Origin of the sequence: Brumicola pallidula DSM 14239 = ACAM 615, assembly GCF_000428905.1 — a bacterium.
Taxonomy (GTDB): Bacteria; Pseudomonadota; Gammaproteobacteria; order Enterobacterales; family Alteromonadaceae; genus Glaciecola; species Glaciecola pallidula.
The window spans coordinates 149,880-176,290 of record NZ_KE386814.1 but is presented as its reverse complement, the minus strand read 5'-3'; the positions used below and the strand labels follow the sequence as shown (position 1 = coordinate 176,290).

The 26,411-nt window shown below is 41.0% G+C and carries 18 protein-coding genes and 1 riboswitch; of the genes, 11 read left to right on the top strand and 7 right to left on the bottom strand.

Going from position 1 to position 26,411, the window contains the following annotated elements:
- Nucleotides 1-113 precede the first annotated feature (113 nt).
- From rpsU to rpoD, 4 genes are all read left to right on the top strand, one after another.
- Nucleotides 114-329 carry a 30S ribosomal protein S21 gene (gene rpsU, locus G399_RS0111655; protein ID WP_006013751.1) on the top strand — a complete coding sequence of 72 codons (216 nt, stop codon included), beginning with the start codon at nt 114-116 and terminating at the stop codon, nt 327-329.
- A 110-nt stretch (nt 330-439) separates the two neighbouring features.
- Nucleotides 440-883 (top strand): GatB/YqeY domain-containing protein, encoded by a 444-nt coding sequence (locus G399_RS0111650; RefSeq protein WP_006013748.1) that lies wholly within the window; start codon nt 440-442, stop codon nt 881-883.
- Nucleotides 884-887: 4 nt separating this feature from the next.
- On the top strand, nt 888-2,657 hold the full coding sequence (gene dnaG, locus G399_RS0111645; protein WP_006013746.1) for a DNA primase: 1,770 nt from the start codon (nt 888-890) through the stop codon (nt 2,655-2,657).
- A gap of 370 nt (nt 2,658-3,027) precedes the next feature.
- Nucleotides 3,028-4,857 carry an RNA polymerase sigma factor RpoD gene (rpoD, locus tag G399_RS0111635; protein WP_026843682.1) on the top strand — a complete coding sequence of 610 codons (1,830 nt, stop codon included), beginning with the start codon at nt 3,028-3,030 and terminating at the stop codon, nt 4,855-4,857.
- A gap of 307 nt (nt 4,858-5,164) precedes the next feature.
- On the opposite strand, the gene G399_RS0111630 is transcribed toward rpoD, so the two are convergent.
- Complete coding sequence (locus G399_RS0111630) at nt 5,165-8,302, bottom strand: efflux RND transporter permease subunit (protein WP_006013743.1); 3,138 nt, start codon at nt 8,300-8,302, stop codon at nt 5,165-5,167.
- A gap of 8 nt (nt 8,303-8,310) precedes the next feature.
- Entirely contained in the window at nt 8,311-9,390 is a 1,080-nt protein-coding gene (locus G399_RS0111625; RefSeq protein WP_006013742.1) for an efflux RND transporter periplasmic adaptor subunit, read from the bottom strand.
- A gap of 309 nt (nt 9,391-9,699) precedes the next feature.
- Between G399_RS0111625 and G399_RS0111620 the strand changes: the two genes are divergently transcribed.
- From G399_RS0111620 to G399_RS0111610, 3 genes are all read left to right on the top strand, one after another.
- Nucleotides 9,700-10,095, top strand: a complete 396-nt coding sequence (locus G399_RS0111620) for an NUDIX hydrolase (RefSeq protein ID WP_148277456.1) — start codon at nt 9,700-9,702, stop codon at nt 10,093-10,095.
- Nucleotides 10,096-10,210: 115 nt separating this feature from the next.
- Nucleotides 10,211-11,971 (top strand): acyl-CoA dehydrogenase family protein, encoded by a 1,761-nt coding sequence (locus G399_RS0111615; protein ID WP_006013739.1) that lies wholly within the window; start codon nt 10,211-10,213, stop codon nt 11,969-11,971.
- Nucleotides 11,972-12,065: 94 nt separating this feature from the next.
- Nucleotides 12,066-13,049 carry a DMT family transporter gene (locus G399_RS0111610; protein WP_026843680.1) on the top strand — a complete coding sequence of 328 codons (984 nt, stop codon included), beginning with the start codon at nt 12,066-12,068 and terminating at the stop codon, nt 13,047-13,049.
- Between the two features lie 46 nt (nt 13,050-13,095).
- Here G399_RS0111610 and G399_RS0111605 read toward each other — a convergent pair whose 3' ends face one another.
- On the bottom strand, nt 13,096-14,364 hold the full coding sequence (locus tag G399_RS0111605; RefSeq protein WP_006013735.1) for a methionine gamma-lyase: 1,269 nt from the start codon (nt 14,362-14,364) through the stop codon (nt 13,096-13,098).
- A 154-nt stretch (nt 14,365-14,518) separates the two neighbouring features.
- Between G399_RS0111605 and G399_RS0111600 the strand changes: the two genes are divergently transcribed.
- Both G399_RS0111600 and G399_RS0111590 read left to right on the top strand, forming a co-directional pair.
- Entirely contained in the window at nt 14,519-14,995 is a 477-nt protein-coding gene (locus tag G399_RS0111600) for an Lrp/AsnC family transcriptional regulator (protein ID WP_006013734.1), read from the top strand.
- A 251-nt stretch (nt 14,996-15,246) separates the two neighbouring features.
- Nucleotides 15,247-16,161, top strand: coding sequence for an aldose epimerase family protein (locus G399_RS0111590; RefSeq protein WP_158409440.1), 915 nt, complete (start codon nt 15,247-15,249; stop codon nt 16,159-16,161).
- A gap of 29 nt (nt 16,162-16,190) precedes the next feature.
- On the opposite strand, the gene G399_RS0111585 is transcribed toward G399_RS0111590, so the two are convergent.
- From G399_RS0111585 to G399_RS0111570, 4 genes are all read right to left on the bottom strand, one after another.
- Entirely contained in the window at nt 16,191-16,673 is a 483-nt protein-coding gene (locus G399_RS0111585; protein WP_006013732.1) for a GNAT family N-acetyltransferase, read from the bottom strand.
- Between the two features lie 28 nt (nt 16,674-16,701).
- The gene (ybaK, locus tag G399_RS0111580; RefSeq protein ID WP_006013731.1) at nt 16,702-17,196 is read right to left on the bottom strand and encodes a Cys-tRNA(Pro) deacylase; all 495 of its coding nucleotides are present in this window, start codon (nt 17,194-17,196) and stop codon (nt 16,702-16,704) included.
- 415 nt (nt 17,197-17,611) lie between these two features.
- Nucleotides 17,612-22,258, bottom strand: coding sequence for an ExeM/NucH family extracellular endonuclease (locus G399_RS21305; RefSeq protein ID WP_006013730.1), 4,647 nt, complete (start codon nt 22,256-22,258; stop codon nt 17,612-17,614).
- Between the two features lie 817 nt (nt 22,259-23,075).
- The gene (locus G399_RS0111570; RefSeq protein WP_006013728.1) at nt 23,076-23,426 is read right to left on the bottom strand and encodes a hypothetical protein; all 351 of its coding nucleotides are present in this window, start codon (nt 23,424-23,426) and stop codon (nt 23,076-23,078) included.
- A gap of 293 nt (nt 23,427-23,719) precedes the next feature.
- On the opposite strand from G399_RS0111570, the gene ccoG reads away from it, so the two are divergent.
- Together ccoG and G399_RS0111560 are read left to right on the top strand one after the other, a co-directional pair.
- Nucleotides 23,720-25,150: a cytochrome c oxidase accessory protein CcoG gene (gene ccoG, locus G399_RS0111565; RefSeq protein WP_006013726.1), complete on the top strand. Its 1,431-nt coding sequence runs from the start codon at nt 23,720-23,722 to the stop codon at nt 25,148-25,150.
- Complete coding sequence (locus G399_RS0111560; RefSeq protein ID WP_026843676.1) at nt 25,143-26,111, top strand: serine/threonine protein kinase; 969 nt, start codon at nt 25,143-25,145, stop codon at nt 26,109-26,111. The genes ccoG and G399_RS0111560 overlap by 8 nt, the downstream gene beginning before the upstream one ends.
- Nucleotides 26,112-26,181: 70 nt before the next feature.
- A riboswitch (cobalamin riboswitch) is annotated at nt 26,182-26,405 on the top strand.
- Nucleotides 26,406-26,411: the final 6 nt, after the last annotated feature.

Sequence of the window (26,411 nt, the reverse complement as noted above, 5' to 3'; positions counted from 1 at the left end):
TTTCTACTAAATCTCTTTACAAGTAATTGTAAAAGTTTTAGTATTCCGCACCATTTTTAAGCCCGGGTAATAAAACATACCTGGTAGATAAAACATCTTAAGGTGATGAATTAATGCCAATCGTGAAAGTAAGAGATAACGAACCGTTTGATATTGCGCTAAGACGCTTCAAACGTTCATGTGAGAAAGCGGGTGTACTATCTGAAGTTCGCCGTCGCGAATTTTTTGAAAAGCCAACTTGGGAACGCAAGCGCAAGAAAGCTGCTGCTAAAAAGCGTCACATGAAGAAGTTAGCTCGCGAGAACGCACGTCGAGTCAGATTGTACTAACTTGTAGAGCAGAACTTAACTGGTCTCGAACCAATTAAATTCAAAACGGGCGTCTTTATGACGTCCGTTTTTGTTTCTGCCAACCGCAAATATATCAGGGGAATATAACGATGACTTTATTAGAAACATTAAAAGAAGCTCAAAAAGATGCAATGCGCGCCAAAGACAAATTGACGCTAAAAACATTGAGAATGGCTCTTGCTGCGGTAAAACAACGCGAAGTAGATGAGCGTATCGAGTTAAACGATACCGATGTTCTTGCTATATTGACCAAGATGGTTAAGCAGCGCAATGAATCTATTACGCCATTCAGGGCTGCGGGTCGTCAAGACTTAGTAGACATTGAAGAAGCAGAGATCGTCGTTATAACGAAATACTTACCACAGCCATTAACTGCCGACGAAATCAATGCATTAATTGACGATGCAATGGCCGCCACTGGTGCTGCATCGATGCAGGACATGGGTAAAGTGATGGGTTGGCTAAAGCCGAAAGTAACTGGCCGCGCTGACATGGGTGCATTGAGCGGTAGTATTAAAGCTAAATTAGCTTAGATATATGGCTGGCCGTATTCCTCGCGACTTCATTGATGATCTTATCGCTCGAAGTGATATTGTCGATATTATTGATGCGCGGGTAAAACTCAAGAAAGCAGGTAAAAATCATCAAGCCTGTTGTCCTTTTCATAATGAAAAAAGCCCTTCTTTTTCTGTGAGTCAGGATAAGCAGTTCTATTATTGCTTTGGTTGTGGCGCAAAAGGCAATGTGGTGAGCTTCTTAATGGAGTTCGACCGCTTAGAGTTCCCAGAAGCAATAGAGGAACTTGCAAAAACCTACGGGGTTGATGTTCCGCGAGAAAAGGGCGGAGCACCAGCACCGACTGCCCAACAAAAAAGTCAGCGTGAACATGACTATCAATTAATGGAGTCGGTTACTCGATATTTTCAGCATCAGTTGAAGCACCATTCTCAAGCGCCTGAAGTCATCGAATACCTAAAGGGTCGAGGATTGAGCGGCGATGTTGTCAAAGCATGGGACATGGGCTTTGCACCACCCGAGTGGGATTCGGTATTAAAAACGTTTGGCACTGATGAGCATAAGCAATCACGGCTACTTGAGCTAAAGTTGATTTCAGAGAATGACAATAAACGTCGCTTTGATTTTTTCCGCAACCGCGTTATGTTTCCAATTAGAGATAAGCGAGGCCGCGTTGTTGGATTTGGCGGGCGCGTCATGCAAGACGATGGCCCTAAATACCTAAATAGCCCAGAAACACCCATATTTCACAAAGGCTTTGAGCTTTTCGGTTTGTATCAAGCACGCCAGAATAATCGCAAGCTTGAGCGCTTATTGGTGGTTGAAGGATACATGGATGTGGTGGCATTAAGTCAATTTGACATCCATTATGCTGTTGCCGCATTAGGCACCGCAACCACACCTGAACACATTCAAGCCATGTTCAAATCGACGGCTGAAATTGTTTGTTGTTATGACGGTGACAGAGCCGGTCGCGAGGCGGCATGGCGCGCACTTGAAAACGCCCTGCCATTTTTAAAAGACGGCGTGGGTATGAAGTTCTTATTTCTGCCCGATGGTGAAGACCCCGATACAATGGTTAGAAAGATAGGAAAAGAGGCGTTCGAGGATTTGTTAAGCAAGGCTGTACCGTTATCAAAATTCTTTTTTGATAATTTGTTGCAACGACATTCTGTTGGTTCTAATGAAGGAAAGTCTGCGCTAAAAGCAGAAGCAATGCCTTTGATAGGGAAAATTCAAGGTCAGAATCAGCGCGAATTATTGATGTTCGATCTTAGTAAATTATTTGGTGAAGAAGCTAAAGAAACATTAGCTCGAGACATTAAAAATGCGAATAGTCGCAAGGCACCACGAAAGATTGATTACCAAGCTCCTCAAAGAATAAAGCAATCACCGCTTCGTATGATGCTCAGATTACTGATGGATTCACCAAGCCTAGCCTCAGAGTGCCCGAATGTGAAACTAACACCACTTAAAAATACAGCAATTTCGGGGATCCCCTTACTGATTGATTTGCATTCTTATTGTTATAAAAACCCGAAGGCAAATACAGGTATGGTGCTGGAAGCGTTTCGTGAGCACCCGCATATCAAGCACCTTTCTCAGCTATTAGAGAGTGATGTTGTGGCTTTGGACACTAACGTAAAAATACTCTATAAGGATTGCTTTAAAAATTTAATTAAATGGCACTTCAGAGCACGCATTGATGAATTAAACGCAAAAACAAAATTTTCAGAATTAACCGAACAAGAGCAACAAGAGTTAAATTTGTTAATGAAGAAGTTGCATTAATAGTTCCAAATGCGCAGCTATTTTTAGTCCAATATAGATAGTCATTCTGTTTTGATTGAGATAGCTGATATATTAAACAAGTGCATAAATAATGTATCTGAAATTAGTGGGTTTGAGGCTTTTCACGTTCCAAAATATAATCAAGCATGCACTTGAAAAGAGCCAATTTGAGCCCATATTAATTGAAGCAAGAAAACAACAAGATGTAGTCAAAAGTAGTCGTTTCGTGTTAGACTGATGAATTCGCAAACGCTACGATAAAGTAAGCTGAGGGTTTATATCCTTGGTATCGTTTAACGGGTTGAAAATAAGCTAGTTTTTGTAAGGTAGCTTATTCGCGTTTAACAACTCCTAATTAAGTGTAAGGTATATTGTGCAAAGCAAGCAGTCCCAGATAAAACTCCTGATTGCAAAAGGCAAAGACCAAGGTTACTTAACCTTTGCCGAAGTAAACGACCACCTTCCTCAAAACATTGTTGACTCTGATCAAATTGAAGATATTATTCGCATGATCAACGATATGGGGATTAAGGTTTCCGAATCAGCGCCAGACGCTGACGAATTACTTATGCAAGAATCAACTGCCGACGAAGACGTTGCTGAGGCCGCTGCTCAAGCGCTAGCCACAGTTGAAAGCGAAATCGGCCGCACAACCGATCCTGTCCGCATGTACATGCGCGAAATGGGTACGGTTGAATTACTAACACGCGAGGGCGAAATTGAAATCGCTAAACGCATTGAAGATGGTATTAACCAAGTTCAGTGCTCAGTCGCGGAATACCCAGAAGCGATTACTTATCTGCTTGATCAGTGGGATTTATATGAAGCTGAAGAGATTCGCATTAGCGATATTATCATCGGTTTTGTTGACCCTAACGAGCAGGATGTAGCACCTACGGCGACGCATATTGGATCTGAATTATCTCAAAAAGAACTTGATGATGAAGACGACGATTCAGACGACGAGGAAGAGGAAGAAGAAGACACTGGCGTTGACCCTGAACTAGCACGTGAAAAGTTTACTGCATTGCGTAAGCAATACACTAAAGTAATGAGTGTAATTGCAGTAAAAGGACGCTCACACAAAGCATCACGTAAAGAAATACATGAGCTTAGTGAAGTATTCAAAGAGTTTCGTTTAATACCTAAGCAATTCGACCGTATGGTTAAAAACATGCGCGGCATGATGGATAGAGTTCGTATTCAAGAACGTTTGATTATGAAATATTGTGTTATGAATGCAAAAATGCCGAAAAAGGACTTTATAAAAGCCTTTGCGGGTAACGAAACTAGCACAGACTGGCTTTACAAAGCATTAGAAGGCAAAGCACCATACGTTGAAAAGCTTCTTGAATTTAAGGAAGAAATTGAACGTAGTGTGAGCAAAATGAATGCTGTTGAAGCTGAAACTGGTTTAATTATTCCAGACATTAAAGACATTAATCGCAGAATGTCGATTGGCGAAGCTAAAGCACGCCGTGCGAAGAAAGAGATGGTAGAAGCAAACCTACGTTTGGTTATCTCAATCGCGAAGAAATACACGAATCGTGGTTTACAATTTTTGGACCTCATCCAAGAAGGTAATATTGGTTTGATGAAGGCGGTTGATAAATTTGAATACCGTCGCGGTTATAAGTTTTCAACTTATGCCACTTGGTGGATACGACAAGCAATTACGCGCTCAATTGCTGACCAAGCAAGAACTATCCGGATCCCAGTGCACATGATTGAGACGATTAATAAATTAAATCGTATCTCACGTCAGATGTTGCAAGAAATGGGTAGAGAGCCAACACCGGAAGAATTGTCAGAACGTATGTTGATGCCGGAAGACAAAGTCCGCAAGGTGCTCAAGATTGCCAAAGAGCCGATCTCCATGGAAACACCTATTGGTGATGATGAAGACTCGCACTTGGGAGATTTCATTGAGGACAGTACCATTATACAGCCTCTTGACTCTGCCACTGGCGGTAGCTTGAAGAACGCGACTCAAGAAGTATTGGCTGGGCTAACGGCACGTGAAGCTAAAGTACTGAGAATGCGATTTGGTATTGATATGAACACTGACCACACTTTGGAAGAAGTAGGAAAGCAGTTCGACGTTACTCGCGAACGTATCAGACAAATTGAAGCTAAGGCACTACGTAAGCTGCGCCACCCTAGCCGTTCTGAGCAACTAAGAAGTTTCTTAGACGAATAGTAAGCATTCGCTAGCTGAGCATAAAAATCAAAGTCCTAAGTAAAATTAGGGCTTTTTTTATATCCTTTATAAAATCAAAAAACATCAATTTAATCTAAAACTAGACACACCTATTTGCTAAAACTAGACACACCTATTTGCTGATTTTTACTTAACAGGTGTGTCTAGTTTAAATATCTTAATTAAACATTTTCGAATTCGCAGAGCATAGAAAAAGGTGGGCCTTAACAGCGCACCTTTGCTTAATTAGTCTATTTGACGCTGAACAACACTAGTTAATAACGAGTTCAAGCAATTCAATAGCCATCTACTTAGGCATACCCGCCTCGTCCTTAAGCTCGTTTTCCCCTTTCTTGTAAGGCACTTCAGCTTCAAGTTGTTTGAGTTTTCTGGCGCGCTTCTCGGGGGATCCTGTTCCTCTTGCTAGATATGCATACGCCGTAGGAACAATAAACAATGTCATAAAGGCTGAGAAAATAACACCAGCAAAAATAACCATGCCGATAACTGCTCGTGATTCATATCCTGGACCTGCAGCTAAAACTAAAGGGAGCGCACTAAAAACGGTCGTAAAGCCAGTCATTACAATCGGACGTAGCCGTAACATTGAGGCTTTCTTCAATGCTTCTTCAAATTCGACCCCGGCATCTCTTAACTGGTTCGTAAATTCCACAATAAGTATGCCGTTTTTGGCCGCGAGCCCTATGAGCATAACTAATCCAATTTGACTATATATATTGATCGACATGTCAGCCAAATAAAGGCCAACATATGCCCCCACTAATGCTAATGGTACCGTCAACATAATGACCAAGGGATGGATCCAGCTTTCAAACTGAGCAGCCAAAACCAAGTAGGTGACCGCTAAAGCCAATGCAAATATAAAAATGAACGATGACCCAGACTCTTGATAAAGTTGAGATTCACCTTTGTAGCCTATTGAAACGCCGATGGGTAATTCAGTTGCCACTATATTCTCAAGAAATGCCAATGCTTCACCCACAGTATAATCATCGGCTAAGTTAGCACTAATAGTGATCGCACGCATGCGGTTATAACGATTCAGTGTGTTAGACGTCGCTCGTTCTGAAATATCCAGAAGATTATCCATTGGTATCAACTGCCCCGTTCTATCAGAACGCACATAGATGTTGTCTATACTGCTTGGACTTCGATAGTCGGCCTCGTTACCCTCTAAAACGACATCATACTCTTGACCACGATCTAAATACGTTGATACACGCCTTTGGCCGAGCATCGTTTCTAATGTACGCCCGACTTCGGAAATAGACACACCTAAATCGGCCGCTCTATCTCTATCAATATTAACTAATAATTGTGGTGATGTTTCTTTGTAGTCTGAATCTACACGCAATAACTTCGGGTTTTCAGCCGCTTTAAGCATGACAATATCACGCCACGTGATTAGTTCTTCATACGTATTTCCCTGCAAAACAAATTGTACAGGTCGACCTAAACCTCCTCCACCAAGCGCTGAACGCATAACCGCAAACGCCCTGACGTCTGGGATTTGCGAGAGTTTGCCACTAATTTCATTCATTAAATCAAATGTTGAACGCTCTCGGCTTTTCCAATCAGCCGCACCGACGATAGCAATACCGGCTGAACCACCAAAACCTGGCGTTCTTACCAATATACGTTTAGCCTCGCCTGATTCTTTATAGGGTAGTAAAATTTCTTCAATAACTTTCAGATTACGTGCATTGCTCTCATAGCTGGCACCCTCTTGTGCCTGCATCAATATAAAGAAGTTTCCACGATCTTCTCTGGGTACAAACTCTTCTGGAATTTTGCTTTGTAATTGCACCAGAAGCACAATACTAACAACAACCATCAATAGAATCATAATAGGCTGTTTAATGGTTGTAGTTAAAGTGTTGTAGTATTTTAGCTCTAACTTCTTAAAGCTCACATCAATCCACTTTCCAAACCCAGAGCTACGCTCTCTTTTCTTTAATAACTTCGACGCTAGCATTGGCGACAAGGTCAATGCTGTAAAGCTAGAGAAAACCACTGCGGCTGTAATTGCTATAGCGAATTCAGTAAATAGTCTACCGATATTTCCTTCCAAAAAGACTAACGGCAAAAATACCGATACAAGCACTAACGTAGTTGCAATGACGGCAAAACCGACTTCTCTGGCACCTCTGTAAGCAGCGAGTATTGGTGGCTCGCCCATTTCTATTCGGCGATAAATATTTTCGAGTACCACAATAGAATCATCCACAACTAAACCGATGGCTAGGACCAGCGCTAATAACGTCAACAAGTTAATAGAATAGCCGAGTATATACATGACGATGAATGCAGCGACTAGGGAGACAGGAACGGTTATGGCAGGTATTAAGGTTGCGCGGATATTTCCTAAAAATAAATAGATAACGACGATCACCATAAACATAGCGATAGCTAAGGTGTTATAAACTTCGTTTATAGATTCTTCAATAAACACTGATGAATCATAGCTTTCAACAAAATAGATATTACTAGGCAATGTATCTGCGATACGTTTGATTGCGGCTTTCGCTGCTTTAGCAACATCTAAGGTATTAGCCTTCGATTGTTTTACGATACCCAAACCAATCATATTAACGCCGTCACCACGGAAATCAGTTTCATCATCTTCCGCTGCCAACTCAACCGTTGCGACTTCTGAGAGGCGAATTAAGAACCCATCAGAGCCGGCCTTAATGGTCAAATTAGCAAAATCAGTCGGGGTTAAAAATGACCTGGCTACTCGCACATCAAAGTCACGTTCATTTGATTCAACGCGCCCAGCCGGAAGCTCGACGTTTTCAGAGCGTATCACTCGTTCAATATCACCGACGGTAATACCACGAGCGGCCATCGCATTGCGATCAACCGACACCTTCATAGCATATGTTCTTCCGCCTCCAATTTGAACACGCGCTACGCCATCAGCGGTGGACAAACGGTCAACAATAAACCTGTCAGCGTAGTCGGTTAGTTCCATTGTATTTAAGTTAGTACTACGCAAGTTGTACCAAACAATTACGTCTTCATCACTGTTTGATTTAGATACTTCTGGCGGTAATGCTTGATCAGGTAAGTTGGCCAGCGCACGTGAGACTCTTTCTCGCACGTCGTTAGAAGCTGCATCAATGTCGCGACTTAAATTAAACTCAATGGTGATACTAGAGCGACCATTGCGGCTAGAAGAAGTCATGTTTTTCATTCCTTCAATACCGCTAATCCGATCTTCTAACAGCTGCGTAATCCGAGTTTCAACTATCTCAGCGGAAGCACCTGGATAGCTGGTATTTACAGATACTATTGGCGGGTCAATATCAGGGTACTCACGCAACGAGAGGAAACTAATCGCGACAATGCCAAATACCAACAATATAAGATTCACAACAGATGCAAAAACAGGACGTTTAACAGAGACATCAGATAGCAACATAAAGCCTCCTAATCTTTGCGGGCAACAGAAGCCGGTGAAACAACTTTCACCCCACTGCCATCACGCACTTTTAACGTCCCCTCAACGATCACCTCTTGACCCGCGTCGATTCCATCGAGAATTTGGACCCAACCCGGCTTTCTTTGACCGATAACAACTTTGGTTTTACGTGCTTTACCTTCGTCGTCAATAACAAACACAAACTGTGACTCGCCTTCTGGTACTAAAGCACTCTCCGGGATAACAAGTGCATCAACAACACGTTTTTCAACGTTAATTTGTAACAACATACCGGGGCGTAATTTCAAATCACCATTGGGTATTTGCGCTCTAACTTGGATAGCTCGAGTAACGGGATCAATACGTGAATCAATACTAGTAATTAGACCTGTAAAGCTCTCTCCCGGATACGCGATTGAAGTAGCAACGATACTTTGACCGTTTGCCACACTAGCAAAGTGTAACTCAGAAATACTAAAATCTACCTTTAAGATACTCAAGTCATCTAGCGTTGAAATAACATCACCGGGGCGCACTAAACTACCAATACTCACTTGGCGGATCCCTAAGCGACCAGCAAATGGTGCACGAACCTGTAATTCTGATAACTGTGCATCCAATACGTCTTTTTGGGCTTCAAGTGCATCAACACGGGCCCTTTGTTCATCCAATAATTGTTCTGAGGCCGCGCTCTGTTTTGCTAGACCTTTAATTCGGTTCAATTGGCGTTTTGCTTCTGCAATATTAATTGCTAGTTCATTCACACGAGCCTTTTCTTCTCGGTCGCTTAATTCAATCAGCAACTGCCCTCTGTTTACAATGTCACCATCTTCAAACAATACTGACTTTACGGTTTCTGCCTGTTGTGCAGTTAAGTTTACTGATTCATTAGCCACTGCGGTGCCTAACGCTTCCACAGTAATAGGGAATGCCTGAGTTTCGACTTTGGCGCTAACAACAGCCGTTTCACCACCACCACCGCGCTGCGGCGCTGTTATATTTTTAGCTGGCAAATTAAGATAAATGACGAAGCCGACAAGTGCCGCAACGCCAATTAACAGTGGAGAAAACTTAATAAACTTAGTCATTACTATTCCTATTGAATTTCAAGAAAGATTTTCGGCGTCAGTATAAGTTTTATTAGTCGATTCATATAGTCATAGACACGAAATCTTACACTTACTTTGTCGAATCGCTTGATTCTCACTTGATTGCACTTTAGTGTTTGCTTTTATACCTTATTTATACTGAAAATGTTGAACACCGGATTGAAACTTCTGACATTTATATGCACTCTCGTTTTAATGGGGTGCACAAAACCGCCGCCTTCGCCCACATGTCGCATAGCAAACGCCTTTAATGCTGGTTATACTGGCCCAGCGGGATGTCTGATTAGAGTGCAAGATACACTTTTAGTTGTTAAGCATCGTTCCACTGGTCAATACGATCTTCCTTTCGGCGACCCTATTTCTCAAGAATCTGCACAATGTACGGCACACAGATATACTTGGGAGCAAACGGGATTTAATGTTGAAGTTGATCAGCTACTCGGTGTGACGCAATCCGGGATAATGTTATTTTCCTGCGGACTCAGTGGTGGTTTTACTAGTGAAGATGGACCAATCGAGCCGCCAAGTTGGACTGATAGTGATATTCAGCAAATTGAATTTATCAATCCGTTTGACACGAGACATGATGTTTGGAGCCAACCAGATAACCTCGTCATTTACAGAGATGGCTTTGTCATAACGAAAGGTGAACAAAGTAGGACAATTGATAGTCAATCTCGGTAATATCTAGCACTATCACAACAAAATTCACCTGAGTAGTCGTCTTTTTCTTATTTTTCGCGTATTTTATTGCTACCGCAATATTTTTATATTTTTATTAGCATACTCCGGAGTTCCTATGCCGCAATTTAAAGCCCCCACCGCAGATATCCAGTTTTTATTGAACGACTGGTTAGCAATTGACCAGCATTATCTAAGTATCGGTGCCGAAGGGATGGATTCAGAATTAATCAACGAAATTATTGCTCAAGGAGCTAAATTTGCAGAAGAAGCAGTCGCTCCACTTAACCGTGAAGGCGATGAAGAAGGCTGTAAGTTAGTCAACGGCTCAGTGACAACACCGACAGGATTCGCGCAGGCTTATAAGCAGTATATTGCAAACGGTTGGAATGCCATGTTGGGTAACCCTGATTTCGATGGACAAGACCTTCCCTATACTGCTGCTATTCCGGTTCATGAAATGCTCAATGCGGCAAACCTGAGCTGGCGTTTAACCACTATGCTGACAGAAAGTGCCGTACTTGCTGTAGACAAACATGCAACTGAGCAATTAAAAACGCTGTATTTATCCAAGCTTATTAGTGGTGAATGGACAGGTACCATGAATCTAACAGAGCCTCATGCTGGAACCGATTTAGCGTTGTTGAATTCAAAAGCAATACCTCAGGACGATGGTTCTTATTCAGTTACTGGGAATAAAATTTTCATCACCGGTGGAGACCACGATTGGACTACCAATATTATACATCTGGTGCTGGCCAGGTTGCCCGATGCACCTGCTGGTGTGAGGGGGATCAGTCTATTTTTGGTACCTAAATTCTTATTGAATGAAAATGCTGAACCGGGCGAGAAAAACGCGGTCAGTGTGGGCAGCATCGAAAAGAAAATGGGAATTAAAGGAAGTCCAACTTGTGTTATGAATTACGATGGCGCGAAAGGTTGGCTAGTTGGCGAGGAAAATAAAGGACTTGCTTGCATGTTCACTATGATGAATGACGCTCGATTCCAAGTTGGTTTGCAAGGCTTAGGTGCCGCAGAGGCTTCTTATCAGGGAGCACTATCCTATGCACGTGATCGCCTGCAATCAAGAGCTCCACAGGGTGTGCAACAACCAGATCAAAAAGCTGATGCGATCTTACATCAACCAGACGTGAAAAAAATGCTACTCACTCAAAAAGCCCTGACAGAAGGTTGCAGAGCTCTCGCCATGCTTTATGCACAGCAAATGGACGTTGAAAAATACACCAGCGATGAACGCCATGAACAAGCAAAAAAAGTGATTGCTTTTTTGACCCCTATTTGTAAGGGCTTTATGACCGACATGGCCACAGAAGTCACTAATATTGGCATCCAAGTTTACGGCGGTCATGGTTACGTGCGCGAATGGGGCATGGAACAGTTAGTAAGAGACACGCGCATTGCCCAACTTTATGAAGGTACCAATGGTATTCAAGCTGCTGACCTGATTGGTCGCAAGTTAACACGCGATGGTGGCGACATGCAGCAAGCTACTTTTACTCTATTGTCGTCACGCATTGCGACCATGACAGATAGTGTAAGAAAAGCCCAAGCGGTCTCTTTATTACAAGAATGGAATGAAACGTCTCAAGCATTACTAGGCACAAAAGCAGAGGATATCGCAGGTGCTGCAACTGATTACTTGCATTACAGTGCTTATTCTTTGCTGGGTGTGTTGTGGCTGGATATGGCCAGCGCTGCTGAGCATTCATCAAATGAGCATGTGGCTAGGGGTAAAGCCAATACGTGTAATTTTTACATGAAACGTTTACTGCCTAGAAAGGATATACATAAATCGGTTGTATTATCTGCTGCCGACGATCTAATGGCAGTTGAAGATCAGCAATTTGACTATATCTAGCGTTTAATTTTTGCTGATTATGTGACATCAAATTTGAGCATAATCAGCATTATCGAATTAATGGAATACTGCTTTAAGGCGAAGCGCTAAGGTTATGAATTTTCGGTTAATTGTAGGTACATTTGTCGCCATGTTAGCGTTTGCCGGAAATTCAGTTTTGTGTCGCTTAGCTCTGGAACAAGACAGCATTGACCCTGCTAGCTTCACATCAGTACGGCTGTTCAGTGGCGCGTTAATGTTGTCTATTTTGTTAATTTCCATTCCAAAGTTAATGGTTCAGAAAACAGCATTTGCCGATAACCGTACTGACAGTTCAGCGCTAAATATAGCACATGAGTTAGACCCTGCAGAGTTGAGCGTAAACAAAAAGTCCGTTAATCCAGAAGCATTTTTAATAAAATCAGCCCGTTTATTTTCACTTAGACAAAGCAGCTGGGCGGGCGGCCTATCATTGTTTGTTTATGCCGCTGGATTCTCGTTTGCGTATATTACTTTACCTGCTGGTACGGGCGCGTTGATCCTGTTCGCAACGGTTCAAATTACCATGCTGTCGCATGCCTTAGTCAAAGGCTCTCGATTTAGTTTTGGCCAATGGTTTGGTTTTGCCATGGCACTGGTTGGCCTTGTTTATCTATTTTTACCCGGTATCAGTGCACCTCCTTTATTGGGCGCTGTGCTGATGGTCGTTGCAGGTATCGCTTGGGGTGTTTACTCTATTTTAGGAAAACGCGTCCTTAACCCAAGCCAATCGACGGCTGAAAACTTTATTAGGGCATCAATAATTACCTTACTGCTCAGTCTTGTTTTCATCAACAGTATGTCGATATCTACCCAAGGTATATTATTTGCTATAGCGTCAGGTGCCATTACATCAGGGATCGGCTATGCAATATGGTATGCGGTTATTCCCTTGTTAAAAGCGGCTTCATCCGCATCACTGCAATTGACTGTGCCGGTAATAGCAACAGTCGGTGGTGTTATTTGGTTGGGCGAAGAAGTGAGTATTAGAATAGCGCTAGCGTCTATCAGTATTTTGGGAGGCGTTGCCATGGTTATTTTGCTATCAAAAAGAGAGTAATACTTTTTGCAGTTGGAAATTACTCTCCCTTATGTCTCGTGTTAGCCTACTTCATCGTTACCTTTTTAGAAGCTTTTTGGGATTTACCACTAGCAGAAGTATCAACGTTATACGCAGGCAATTCACTGACGATTGAATTGAGTGCCTGTTGTAAATCATCCAATATATCCTCAACCCCTTCCAAACCCACCGACAAGCGAATTAAACCATCACTAATGCCGTGCTCTAGGCGCTCTTCAGGTGTGTAAGTTGAATGTGTCATGCTAGCAGGATGTTGCACCAGTGTTTCTGCATCTCCCAGTGAAACTGCTCGTTGTATCATTTGCAACTTGTTCATCATATTGATGCCGGCTTGAACACCACCTTTGACTTCAAACGTGATCATACCACCAAAGGCAGTCATTTGTTTTTTTGCCAACTCAAATTGCTCAAAACTAGCCAGCCCAGGATAACAGACTTTTTCGACGGCTGGATTTGCTTCAAGCATTTTTGCAACTCGCATTGCACTTTGACAATGTCTGTCCATTCTCAGTTCTAGAGTTTTCAGTCCACGCATCACTAACATAGCATTGAATGGTGCCATGCAAGCCCCCGTCATATCTTTCATTCCATATAAGCGGATTTCAGTGACTATGTCCTTAGGTCCAGCGATTAAGCCGGCGACCAAATCACCGTGGCCACCTAAGTATTTCGTTGCGGAATGCACAACAATATCGGCTCCCAATTTAATCGGTTGAGTTAAATAAGGAGTCGCGTAAGTATTATCAACCACAACGGTCGCATTGTAACTATGTGCAATTTTTGACACCGCCTCGATATCGACTAAACGCATATTGGGATTAGCCGGGGTCTCAAAATAAACCACCTTTGTATTATCAGAAATAACATCATTCAATAATTCGTGATTGGACAAATCGACATGTGTCACTTTAATACCAAACTTACCTAGACCATGATGCAAAAATGAGAATGTGCAGCCGTAGAGTGTTTTATCAACAATAATCTCATCACCAGGAGAGAGTAGTGTCCACATTGTTGAAGAAATAGCACCAATGCCAGAGGCCAAGGCTAGGCCAGCTTCTGTGTCTTCTAATATCGCAATTCGCTTTTCAAGAATGTCTAAGGTTGGATTGGAGATGCGTGAATAAAAATGGCCATCTCTTTCTCCAGCAAACATTTCACCACCCGCTTCAGCGGTTTCAAATGCAAAGGTTGAAGTAAGATGTACAGGTGGCGTTAATGCTCCCTGATTAGCTTGGGCATCGTAACCATGATGGATAGCTAACGTTGAAAAATTTTTATTCTTACCTTGCATAAAACCTCCGGGATAATCTAGTCTTCAACAATATTTACGGCCTGCTTTTGCTAGGATTAGACATTGTACGCCAGTATAATTATATGCTTCAGTGAAAGGTTATTTCATGTTATTTTAGCTCTATATCCAGGGTAAATTAGCAGAAAATGCCAAAATGAGTGATGCAAAGATGAGCATGGACCGTAAAGATCGCGAAATTATTCGAGAGTTACAGGCTGATGGACGAATGAGTAATCAAGAACTGGCAGCTAAAGTTAATTTAAGTCCGTCACCTTGTTTGCGTCGTCTTCGAAACTTAGAAAATGAAGGCATTATTAAGGGCTATGGCGTTGAAGTTGATGCGCAAGCATATGGACTGCCAATTACGGTATTTGCGCGTGTGGAGTTAGATAAACACTCCGCTGACGTTGTATCCAATTTCGAGCAACATATTGAATTTGCCGAGCAAGTTCTGGAGTGTTATGTCATGACCGGGGTATCCGACTATTTATTAAAAATCGTCGTTGCCGACCTGCACGCTTACGAAGTATTTGTGCGAAAAGTACTGCATCCTATTGGCAGCATTGCGTCTATTGATACTAGCTTCGCCTATGGTACGGTCAAAAAGACAGGCATTTTCCCTCGTATTTAATACAAGATGAATAAGGAGATGAATAAGGAGAGATGAATAAGGAGATGAATAAGGAGATGAATAAGGACACACCTGTTTGCGTTCAAGTTGAAACACAACATTTTAGCGACATATTGATTTTTTAAACAAACATTAAGAAAAAGAAAAAATCCAATATTTAATAAATCCTATTTATCAGCTAATATATGAAAAGGATAATCGCACAAATTGAAAAACAGGGTTAAAACATGCCAAGGCTGAAGAGATTTATATTGAGAAATGACAGAGGAATGCACGTTGAACTATGTAACTTTGGTGCTCGAATATTGTCTATAAAAGTTCCTGATAAAGATGGAAAGCTTTTAGAAACCACTCTGAATCAGGCCAATGATGAAGATATTATCAGCGATAAATTTTACATGGGTGCGTCTATAGGAAGAACTTGTAATCGAATTTCAAACAGCCAATTTTCTCTCGATGGTGTTGAATTTTCTATTTCCACCAATGACGGCGTAAACAATCTACACGGAGGCGAAGTTGGTTTCTCCAAAAGGATTTGGCATACAAAAGGCACCAATGTTCACAGCAATTCATTAACTTTCGAACTTCATTCACAAGATGGAGATCAAGGGTATCCCGGCGCAGTAGATGCTCAGGTATTATTTACTCTTAACGAGAAAAACGAACTTAGGCTTGATTTTTCAGCCACATCAACTAAACCGACGCCAATTAATTTCTGTAATCATGCTTATTTTAACATGGGCGAGAAAAACATTTCTAATCTAGAATTACGAATTCAAGCTGATACATATATACCTGTGGACGCCGAAAGCATTCCACTAGGGTATTTTGACACTGTTGTTAATACTCGGTTTGATTTTAATGAAAGCGCTGTTTTGGCAGATAGGTTGATGTCAGGTACATTTGACCATTGTTACCACGCCAAAAATACAAAAATGGCAACACTCACTTCAAGAAAGCACAAAATAAGCTTAGAAGTAGAATCAGATCAAGTCGGTATTCAATTCTACTCTGGTAATTTTTTACCAACAGCACAGTCGGCTTTGTGCCTAGAAGCTCAAGGTTATCCGGATGCTATTAATCACCAAGCACTAGATCAAGATATCCTGAGACCAGGAGAGTTATATCAAAAGTATGTGATTTACAGATATAGTCATTTCAGCTAATTCCTAAAACCAAAAAAAAGAAATCAAAATTAAAGAGATTTTTCCCAAAACATTGCCTTACCCATTTCAGGATCTAATTCATAACCTTTGAAACCTGCTTTTATATAAGCATTCTGAGCAACTTGATTGCCTTCTAAAACTTCAAGCGTGATCTTGCAACACCCCTTAGATATAGCGACATCTTCAATTTTATTCATCAATTGCTGACTAAGCTGTAATCCTCTAAACTCTGGATTTACTGCAAAATCATGAATGTTTAGAAGAGGTTTACACTTAAATGTAGAAAACCCTTCTATACAATTTGAGAATCCTGCAGGTTTTCCATCTACGTAACAAATAATAGAAAAAATAAACGAACGCTTCTTTAATTCTTTAATCAGGTTTATTTTGGAGCAAGCAGCCAGTTCACTTCCACCGCCCATTGGATCTTTCGCGTACTCATTTAAAAGGAGTAACAATTCATTTGTTTGATTTTCGTTGTCGTAATCGACAAGTTCGATTTTGATGTTCATTAAATACCTATATTTGAAAAGGATGTGGTTATATTGTGATATCTGTCACCGCTGCATTTAAAAACTGCTCAATAGAATTGGGGGATATTGCTATTTCTAAGCCTCTTCGGCCACCGCTGACATAAATTATCTCAAAGTAACTCGCACTAATATCCAATAGTGTGGTTAAGCTTTTTTTTTGCCCAAACGGGCTTACTCCACCGAGCACATATCCAGACATGCTTTGTACTTTTTTAGCCTCCGCCATTGCAGCTCTTTTACCAGACACTGCTTTTGCCAATTTTTTCATACTAAGTTGTTTATCTGAAGGTAGTATTGCAACAATAAAGTTATTGGTATCAACTGCAACGACAAGCGTTTTAAATACCATTTCAGGCGATAAACCTAACTTTTCTGATGCTTCATTCGCAAAATTATTAGTATTATCGTCATGCGAATATTCCAGTAATTCAAAAGATACTTTTTGCTTTTCTAAAAAAAGGACTGCTGGTGTCATAAATAAGTTAGCGAGCTTAATCAGCATTGTAACAGTTAATGTAAAGGCTACTCGCTCTTAAGTCCAACTCTTGAGTTACTTTTATAATTCCAGATATCAAAATACACCCTTAAGTCGTTTTAGAAGGACACACCTGTTCAACTATTTTAAAATAAATAGGCGTGTCCTTTTCAGCGCTCTTTTTTAGCGCTCTTTTTTAGCGCTCTTTTTTAGCGCTCTTTTTTAGCGCTCTTTTTTAGCGCTCTTTTTTAGCGCTCTTTTTTAGCACTCTTTTTTAGCACTCTTTTTTAGCACTCTTTTTTAGCACTCTTTTCAACTAAATAGGTGTGTCTTAATTGGAGGGGTAAGATCGATAGTTCAAGCTGAAATTTTAAAACAGGTGTGTCCTTTTTAGCAAAAAGCCAGCTGCTGGAGCTGGCTTTTACTTAGTTTTTTTATTTAATCATCGGCTATAAAGGTAGGCAAAGGTCCAGATAATTATATCTCGAAAATTCACTCTACCACTGTTGTCGATATCCGCGGCGGGATTAAACCGTCGGCTTCCTTCAGACGAGCCGTAAGCGCGAATAATGATAATATAGTCCTTAAAGTTGATCGCACCATCTGTATTCAAGTCACCAAAAGCAGCTTCATCAGCTTCTAGTAGCAAACTCACAATCACAGGATCGTGATCTGACGCGCGATAGACCGAGTCACTTAAGAATTCATTAGGCTTGACCATAGAGGAACGAGGAAGTGTTGAACTATAGTCAAATCCAGCGTATTCATCCGCATTAATATGCCACTCAGTTACGTCAACAATCGCTGCAAACGCCTTCTCGTTTGCCAATACATAGTCCAAAGAACCCAGCTGGCCGTCAAATCTGTAACTGTAAGCAAAAGGTCCCTCCAACTCTCTGGCTACATCTTTAAAACCCGCACTCACTAAAGTTTGAATGGGGTCTTCTTTAGCATAAGCATTCAAATCGCCAATAATCATTACTGGCAAATCAATGAATTCTTCATTCAACCAAATATTCAGAGCCTGAGCCGCGCGAGTTCGAGTTACATTACAATTCCCTTGTAAGCCATCGTTGTCACCCGGCTGAATACAACGATTACTGCTACCTTTTGACTTGAAGTGATTAACATTAATAACAAACGGTTTGTCCGACTCATTCAACTTGAATACCTGAGCAAACGATGGCCGGTTCAAGGATGAATCAAATAATGGTGCATTATTCTCATCTTTAATCGAGTTATCAGAATCAAGCACTTTGAGAGCACCGTCCGGCGTTACGGTCTCAGTTTTATACAAAAGACCAACCGAAATAGCATCTGTTCCTTGCGACTCAACAGCATCAATGAAGCGATAAACTTCAGCACCCAGATTTGCATTGATAGAGTCGACCAACTGAGCAATAGAACTCAATTCGTCGTAACCATCATTCTCAATTTCCATCAAGCCAATTACATCAGCGTCTATTGCAATAATTGCATTGGTAATTTTAATTAACTGTAATTCATACTCTTGCTGTGTATCAGCTCCGCGACCTGATGCGATATCATTACCAAGCCCGTCACCATTGAACAAGTTCAATACGTTGAAGCTGGCAACTTTAAGATTACCTTCTTCTAATTCTGGTGCGTCGGTTCTGAAGTTTGTTTGCTCCAATATAGGCGTAATAACCGGACGAATTCGATAATTACCAAAGCCAAAGTCGATAACTCCGGTTACTGACGTTAATGAATCGCCAATACGGATAGGGTTAGTTGCATCAAACCCACCAACAGGCAAATCCAACGATGTAGGAGTACCATCCGTCAAGTCATCAACAATGATCTTGTTGCGCCTGTTTTTGCCGACCAACGCAATGGCCTCCTCACTAGAGGCAGAAAATAAGTGCGTAGGTGTGTATAAAAGCTCACCCGATACAACCAATTCACCAAAACGAACATAACTAGCGAGTTCGGTCACAAACCAGGTGTCAGTGTTGCCAACAAGCATGTTTTCAATTGACTCTAAGTCAAATTCAGCAGCTAGTGGTAGTGCAAGTTCAACTTTACTCACCTTATCACTCGTGCATGAAGTAGAGATTAGCGCTGCTTCTATTTGAGTGCGGCCAAAAGTTTCAGCAACAGTGCCTAAAACACGCATTACGTCACCTTCGAAGATATCCAAACCATCAGCAGAAACGGTAACAAAAATACCTTCAGAAGTTGCTGAATTAGCATCGCGATCAGCATCTTCCTCTTGCATGAAGAATCCACCTAATGTCGGCGCAACTAAAGTAACAACGCCCTCAACAACAATCTTTTCGGCAATCAGTGGAGACGTTTCTAAATCCCCCTGCACCGTGTGGATTTTAGTCGCGTTTTCAAAACAAAAACCTAATAGCTCATCATCGCTTGGACCACCTGTTCCGCCGCTGCTATCGCCACCGCCATTATTAAAACCAGCGTATGAACCCAAGTCTTCAATATTATTAGTTTCAAAGCCATCCCACTCAATTGAAGGATCGAATGCATCTGAACCATGATTGTCGCCTTGAGTCACTGTTAGCTTTCTTCTAATGGTATTGTTAGATGTGCTTGCATCGCCAGTCCCCCACTCTGTTTTAACTCCAACTTGACCGATTACATCTACATCACCTTGGGCATCTGCAAGAACAAAAACATCATCGCCATTAAAATCAATGATTGAAGAATTAAGATCAGCTAACGCCTGTATTTCAGCACTGGCAGCAGGGTTAGCAATAACGAATACAGAGTTGGCTGCTAATATGCCGCTAAGTGTTTGTTGTTTGGTAATAGACTCAGCACCATTCGAATATAATTGGATAGTGTAATTAGATAAATCCACTTCACCGCCCGTTAAGTTGGCAATCTCAATCGCTTTATTAAAACTACTTCCCTCAACATATTCAGAAATAATCAATCCACCTTGGAGCAATGAATACGTGCCAACAGGTATTAAGTTAGGCGTATTTAATGACTCGCCGTCCAATGCGTCTTTACCGCTAATCAACCAATTGCTGGCGGCAAATTCTACACTAGCAAGCGTATCCGCGTTTCTATAGGCCCAACCGTCTAGGTATTCCCAGACCTCGCCAGAGCCATCGACGCCCTCAACACCATATGTGTCGATAACATTACCATCGCAGAGTAGCTGAACAACATCATCGCCATTAATGCTTAATTGGCCTGTAGTGGCGTCGGGGGCAAAACCGAAGAAAGCGGTAAATCCAGGTTCTTCAGATGAGAAGTATAAGAATTCATCTTTTATAGCTGAATTAGCACCCATTGACTTTTCAATAGCATATCCAATACCCGATGGAGTCCCGCCATTGTTTGTGCCGCGAATGCTGCAAGTCGCCAAGTTGCTAATGTCCTGAGCAACGAAAACTTCAATACCTTTAGGGATACCACCACTCAATGGACCGTCGAAAATTGCGGTAATAATTAATGGACTAGGACTAGTTACACCTGTTGAATTTCCACCTAGAACTTCGCTAGAACCGCCATCTGAAACACCGTCATCTGAAACACCGTCATCAACGCTTTCTGAACCACCACTCGTAGCAAATTCACAAGATTCAATTGGATATAACAATTCAATCCACTGAGGATTATCGATAAAGGGATTACGGTTGCCCTGGTATTGATAGGCCGCATCGTTTCTATTGATCTCAAACTCGCTGACTGGATCAGCCCTGTTCCACTGCAATAGAGTGCATAGTTTACCAAGAGTGCCGCCGCTGTCTGCTAGGTCACTGGTCAATACTAAGTCGATATAGGTGCCCGACGCTTCGTATCTCGTATCCATATATAACATCATGCGAGCTACGTCACCCTTCACTTCTGCACGAGGTTCGAATGAGTCATTGTCTTTGAAATTTTGGGCAGTTTGAGAAAGTATTGATACTCTTAATTCGGCATCACTTTCAGTGGTGATTTCGCTGTCAAATAAGGCACGATCACTTTCATCATAACTCAGATTTCCGCGCGCTGAATTAATCGATATATCTGTTGGACGTAAATGATGAATGTCAGTGTAAGGTTCGTCATCAGTGTTACTAAATCCTCGGCTCTTAGGCCAAGTATGCTCACGATTCCAGTTATCGCCATTTGCATTAGCAGCCCCACTGCCATTCGACATTTTCGGAATAGTGCGCCCAGAATACAGTAATATAATATTATCTGAGTTGTTTGGATCTTGATCGGTTGCTGTCATCGCAGTCCAAACTTGACTGTAACTTAAGCGAGTAATATCGGTTGAAATGACGTCACTCAATTTTGCCTTAATTTGGCTTGGCTCAGCATTACTTGATACCAGTTGGTTTACTTCAGTGTAATAAACCGAAGCATCAAAAGCCGCAGGATCTTTAAACTGTGGGAGGTCAGCACAATTAGAACAAACGTTGCTTAAATCACCATTTGAAACATTATCAACTCCGCCATCCGAATTACCGTCAGAGTCTCCATCGGTAGGAGTATCAACGGTAATATGTGCACCTAAATTAGAAAAGTCGTCAGTTGCAAATACATCCCACTCAACACTCGGGTCGAATTCATTAGTACCATCAGAATCACCCATTACTATATTTTGGCGGCGGACCAATGTTTTGTCTTTTGTTGAATAAATAACTCCGTCAACAATCACTTTATATTCGCTACCTGGATCTAGGTTATACGTACCAATAGTATCTATAACAATGTCGGTTTCAGAGGGATCGAGTTGAACTAACTGAATAAAATCGTTGCCATTAAAGAAACTACCCGAAGCCAACATGGAGGCTTTCATTTTCAAAGCATTGTTACTCTTTTCATCAGCCACAACATAAACAGAAAAAGCGGGCAGCGAACCGGCTAGTTGGATCGTGTTGCCTTTTGTTTGATTGCCATTGAAGTAGAACGCCAGTTTATACTGGCTAAGATCGACAGGGTTTGCGCTATTATTATAGATTTCTATTGATTTGTTGTTGCTTAAGCCTTCTACATATTCAGAAATAAATACATCCGCAGATACATTGATACTGAAAGCACAAAGAGAGATTACTGAAAGCGTGATTTTTAACAGCAATGATGTTGAAAGAGCTTTGATGTTCATATCGACCTGTCCATAGAGTATTAAAATAGAAGCTTAACTGCACTAAAAGTACTGCTAAATTACTACATTAATGTGACAGATCAAATTACTTAATAAATATATTGTTCACGTATAAGTAATGGTCTTAATTTTATTCGCTTTGAGTCATAAATATTTGTGTAAACCAACTTAAAATGACTACTTTTTCGTAACTTAGCGATGTTTTTTGACTAAACCTACTCTTAACAAAAACAGGTGTCTGTTAATTCGACTTTTTCTTGTTTTAAATATGCCTGTTATCATCCATTAACTCCTATAAAAATGTCATGTGAGTTATATTAATAGCCCTGACAATTTGATAATCTTTTGTTGCCAGATTTACCAGATTGAAAAAATTAGTTAAGCCCGCCTTTGCTGATTTTTGAACTGTGCCAGCCAGATCTGGAACAGTGAGTTTCAAATTCAATTATTTTTCGGGGGAATTACCCCACCTACTAGGCGACTTTCGCCTAGTAACGTAAATAAACCTTTCTAAGTCAACAAATAATGGTTCTCTATAACGTTTTCTGAACAGTATTGACTACCTAACGTGGTAATCTCCTCGATAATTTTGTGCTTCAATCCGCACAATAGATGAGTTACTTTAGATTATTTGTGTTTATACATTAGGTGCTTGAGGACTTTGTGGATGAAAAACATTGCATGAGCGTTTAGTAAAAAAATTAGAAAAAAAAGCAACTCTTTAAAATAATTAAGCATAAGCTACACCTCACCAGCAGCATAATTAGCTACTGAACACGACCAACAAGTAAAGATTTTAGCTCAGTATGTTTACGATCTAAAATTTAGTACTTTCGATTTGGTCGCATAATCGCCTCAGGTTTTGTCCGTAAATAAATGGGTTTTTATCATTTTTGATGCAGTAGAACTGCCTGAAAGACTCTAATTTTTCTCTGTTTTCAGTAATATCTAGCACATAATCAGTTTGATGAGGTTGCAATAACATATTGTTATGAAAAAACTTTTCTCTCAATGTGGAAAGCGATTGTTGCTCAGGAATGTCTACAACCGACTCAATCCAACCAGAAACAGTCTGCTGAATATCTGACAAGAAATATTGGACGAAGGAGGTCCTTAGCACGATAACTAATATTACAATTTCAATAAAAATGACAAAAGCTCGCCACATATGTAAACAAAAGTCCTCAAAAGAAATGTTACCGTATAACAATATGTATTCTTAATAGATAATATACTAGTTACGTAACCCTAGGAAACAAAGATGTTCACTAATACATCTGTATAGATTATGGCGTTAACGATGACGAATAAAGGTATAATTTTTAGGTTGACAAAGAATCTCATATTTTTTGATCTGGAATAACAATTTTCCGTGGCAAGTTGTTATACTAGCCAAGTTAGTTTCCGTGCATATTTTCGATCAATTTTCAGCACTTCTTTTAGTACTTTCCGGAGCGGTTAATGAACGAACAAATAAAAATTAAAGATGTCACACCGGTCAAAATCCACAAGCCAGCAGAGACTGCTACTTATCCGGCTAGAAGTCGTATTTATGTTCGTGCTGTTGAAGGAATGCTTGAGAACATAAGGCGCTTTTTTGGTTTAATATTTTTAAGCATTTTCGCCGTTATTCCATGGTTACAGTATAATGGCAACCAAGCTGTTCTTTTCGATTTTGGTGAACAGCGCTTCAATATCTTCGGAATGACACTTTGGCCTCAAGACCTCACCATCCTTGCTTATGTTCTTATTGTTGCCGCTTTTGCCTTGTTTTTTATTACCACATTTGCTGGACGAGTTTGGTGCGGCTTTATGTGCCCTCAAACAACATGGACATTTCTTTATATTTGGTTTGAGGAAAAAATTGAAGGTAGCCGTAATAAACGGATGAAACTAGATGAACGTAAAATGGATGTGGATAAATTCACTCGCAAAACACTCAAACATTTTTCTTGGATTACTGTTGCCCTGCTTACTTCCATGACTTTTGTAGGCTATTTCTCACCAATAGACGCTTTATTCACTGACTTTTTCACCTTTGGTGTTAGCTTTTGGGCTGGCTTCTTTATTATATTTTTTGCCGTTTGCACTTATGCTAACGCCGGCTATATGCGCGAAATCATGTGTACTCACATGTGCCCTTATGCTCGTTTTCAGTCAGCAATGTTTGATAAAGACACTTTTACCGTTGCCTATGACCCAAGTCGAGGTGAACAACGCGGTCCACGTTCTCGCAAAGTCACACCTGAACAATTGCAAGAAAAAGGCTTGGGAGATTGCATCGATTGCAACCTTTGCGTTCAGGTATGCCCTACGGGAATAGATATTCGCAATGGATTACAGTATGAGTGTATTAACTGCGGTGCCTGTGTTGATGCTTGCAATGGTGTTATGGACAAAATGGGTTATCCGAAAGGCTTAATTAGCTTTACATCTGAGCATCAACTTGCTGGCGGGAAAACTAAAATAGTGCGTCCCAAGCTAATCGGTTATGCCGTTGTTTTGCTTATTATGACAAGTCTACTGGTATATGACATATACTCTCGTCAACCTTTAGAAATCGACATCATCAAGGACAGGATCTCACTCTATAGAGAAACCAACCAAGGGTTAATCGAAAACGTATATACCCTGAAGTTATTAAATAAATCACAGAATGATCGCATCTTTAAAATCTCAATTAGCGGAATTGAAGGCGCAAAATATGTCGGCGAAACTGAAGTAAAGGTGGGGGGAGGTGAAATTTATACGCTTCCTATGAGCGTTGTGACTGGCCCATATTCTCTCACTGAAGAAATTACCGATTTTACTTTTCACGTAGAAACCCAAGATGAAAATGGTGACATAATTAAAATTCAAGAAACCAGTCGATTTATTTTTACTGATGTCTAATTTCTCGTTCGCAGGATTGAATCCAGATCTGATCCTTGATGCTATTGAGACTGTCGATATTCAAGTATCTTCTGGCTTGTTGGCATTAAATAGCTATGAAAATAGGGTTTATCAGTTCTTGGCCGAGGATAACAAACGTTATGTAGTCAAATTCTATCGTCCGCAACGATGGAGTAATCAGCAACTTCAAGAAGAGCACGATTTTGGCTTAGAAATGACGGCAGCAGGAATTCCAATTGTTGCGCCATTAGTCATCAATGGTCAGAGTTTGCATCAGCATGCTAATTATCGGTTCGCCCTATTTCTTTCCGCCGGCGGTCGTCAATTTGAAGTTGACAACATTGAACAACTTGAATGGATAGGCCGTTTTATTGGCCAAATGCACAAAGTGGCACAATCTAAGCCGTTCGAGCATCGTCCAGAAGTTTGCATTAACGATTATTTAGACACACCTAAAAAAGTGTTGTTAACGAGTTCACTAATTCCGCACCATTTACAAACCGCATTTCATGCCGTTCTCGATATGGTGATTGCACAAACTAAAAAGAAACTCACGCATAATTACCGCTCGATACGCTTGCATGGTGATTTGCATCCAGGCAACATTTTATGGCGCGATGGACCGACTTTTGTTGACCTTGATGACTGCAGAATGGGGCCCGCAATACAAGATATTTGGATGATGCTTTCGGGCGATCGCCAACAGCAGTTCATCCAACTAGAGACGCTCGTTGAAGCTTATAATGAATGTCATGAATTCGATAAAAATGAGTTATTCCTCATCGAACCCCTGCGTGCTATGCGAATGGTTCACTACATGGCTTGGCTAAGCCGACGATGGGAAGACCCTGCATTCCCAAATGCATTTCCCTGGTTCGCTGAAAATAAGTATTGGGAAAGCCAAATATTAGCGTTGAAAGAACAGTATTTAACACTTCAAGAGCCACCAATAACGCTATAACCTTTTAAAAAAAGCGCATATCATTCAATATTAAGTCAAATTAATCATTCACATCTGCAGCAAAGACTCTATACTCCGACGCATTCAAGGTGCTATTTGTACTAATGCAAAAAGTTAAACGGGAAACTGGTGTAAATCCAGCGCTGCCCCCGCAACGGTAAACATTGGAAGTTCGTAACACTTTCGCTTATTATTCATCGATATCTGTATCGGCGTCATCCACTGTGTGCAAACATGGGAAGGTTTTAATAAGAAAATGTAAGCCCGGATACCGGCCTTGAAAGGTGCTGGCAATTTGCC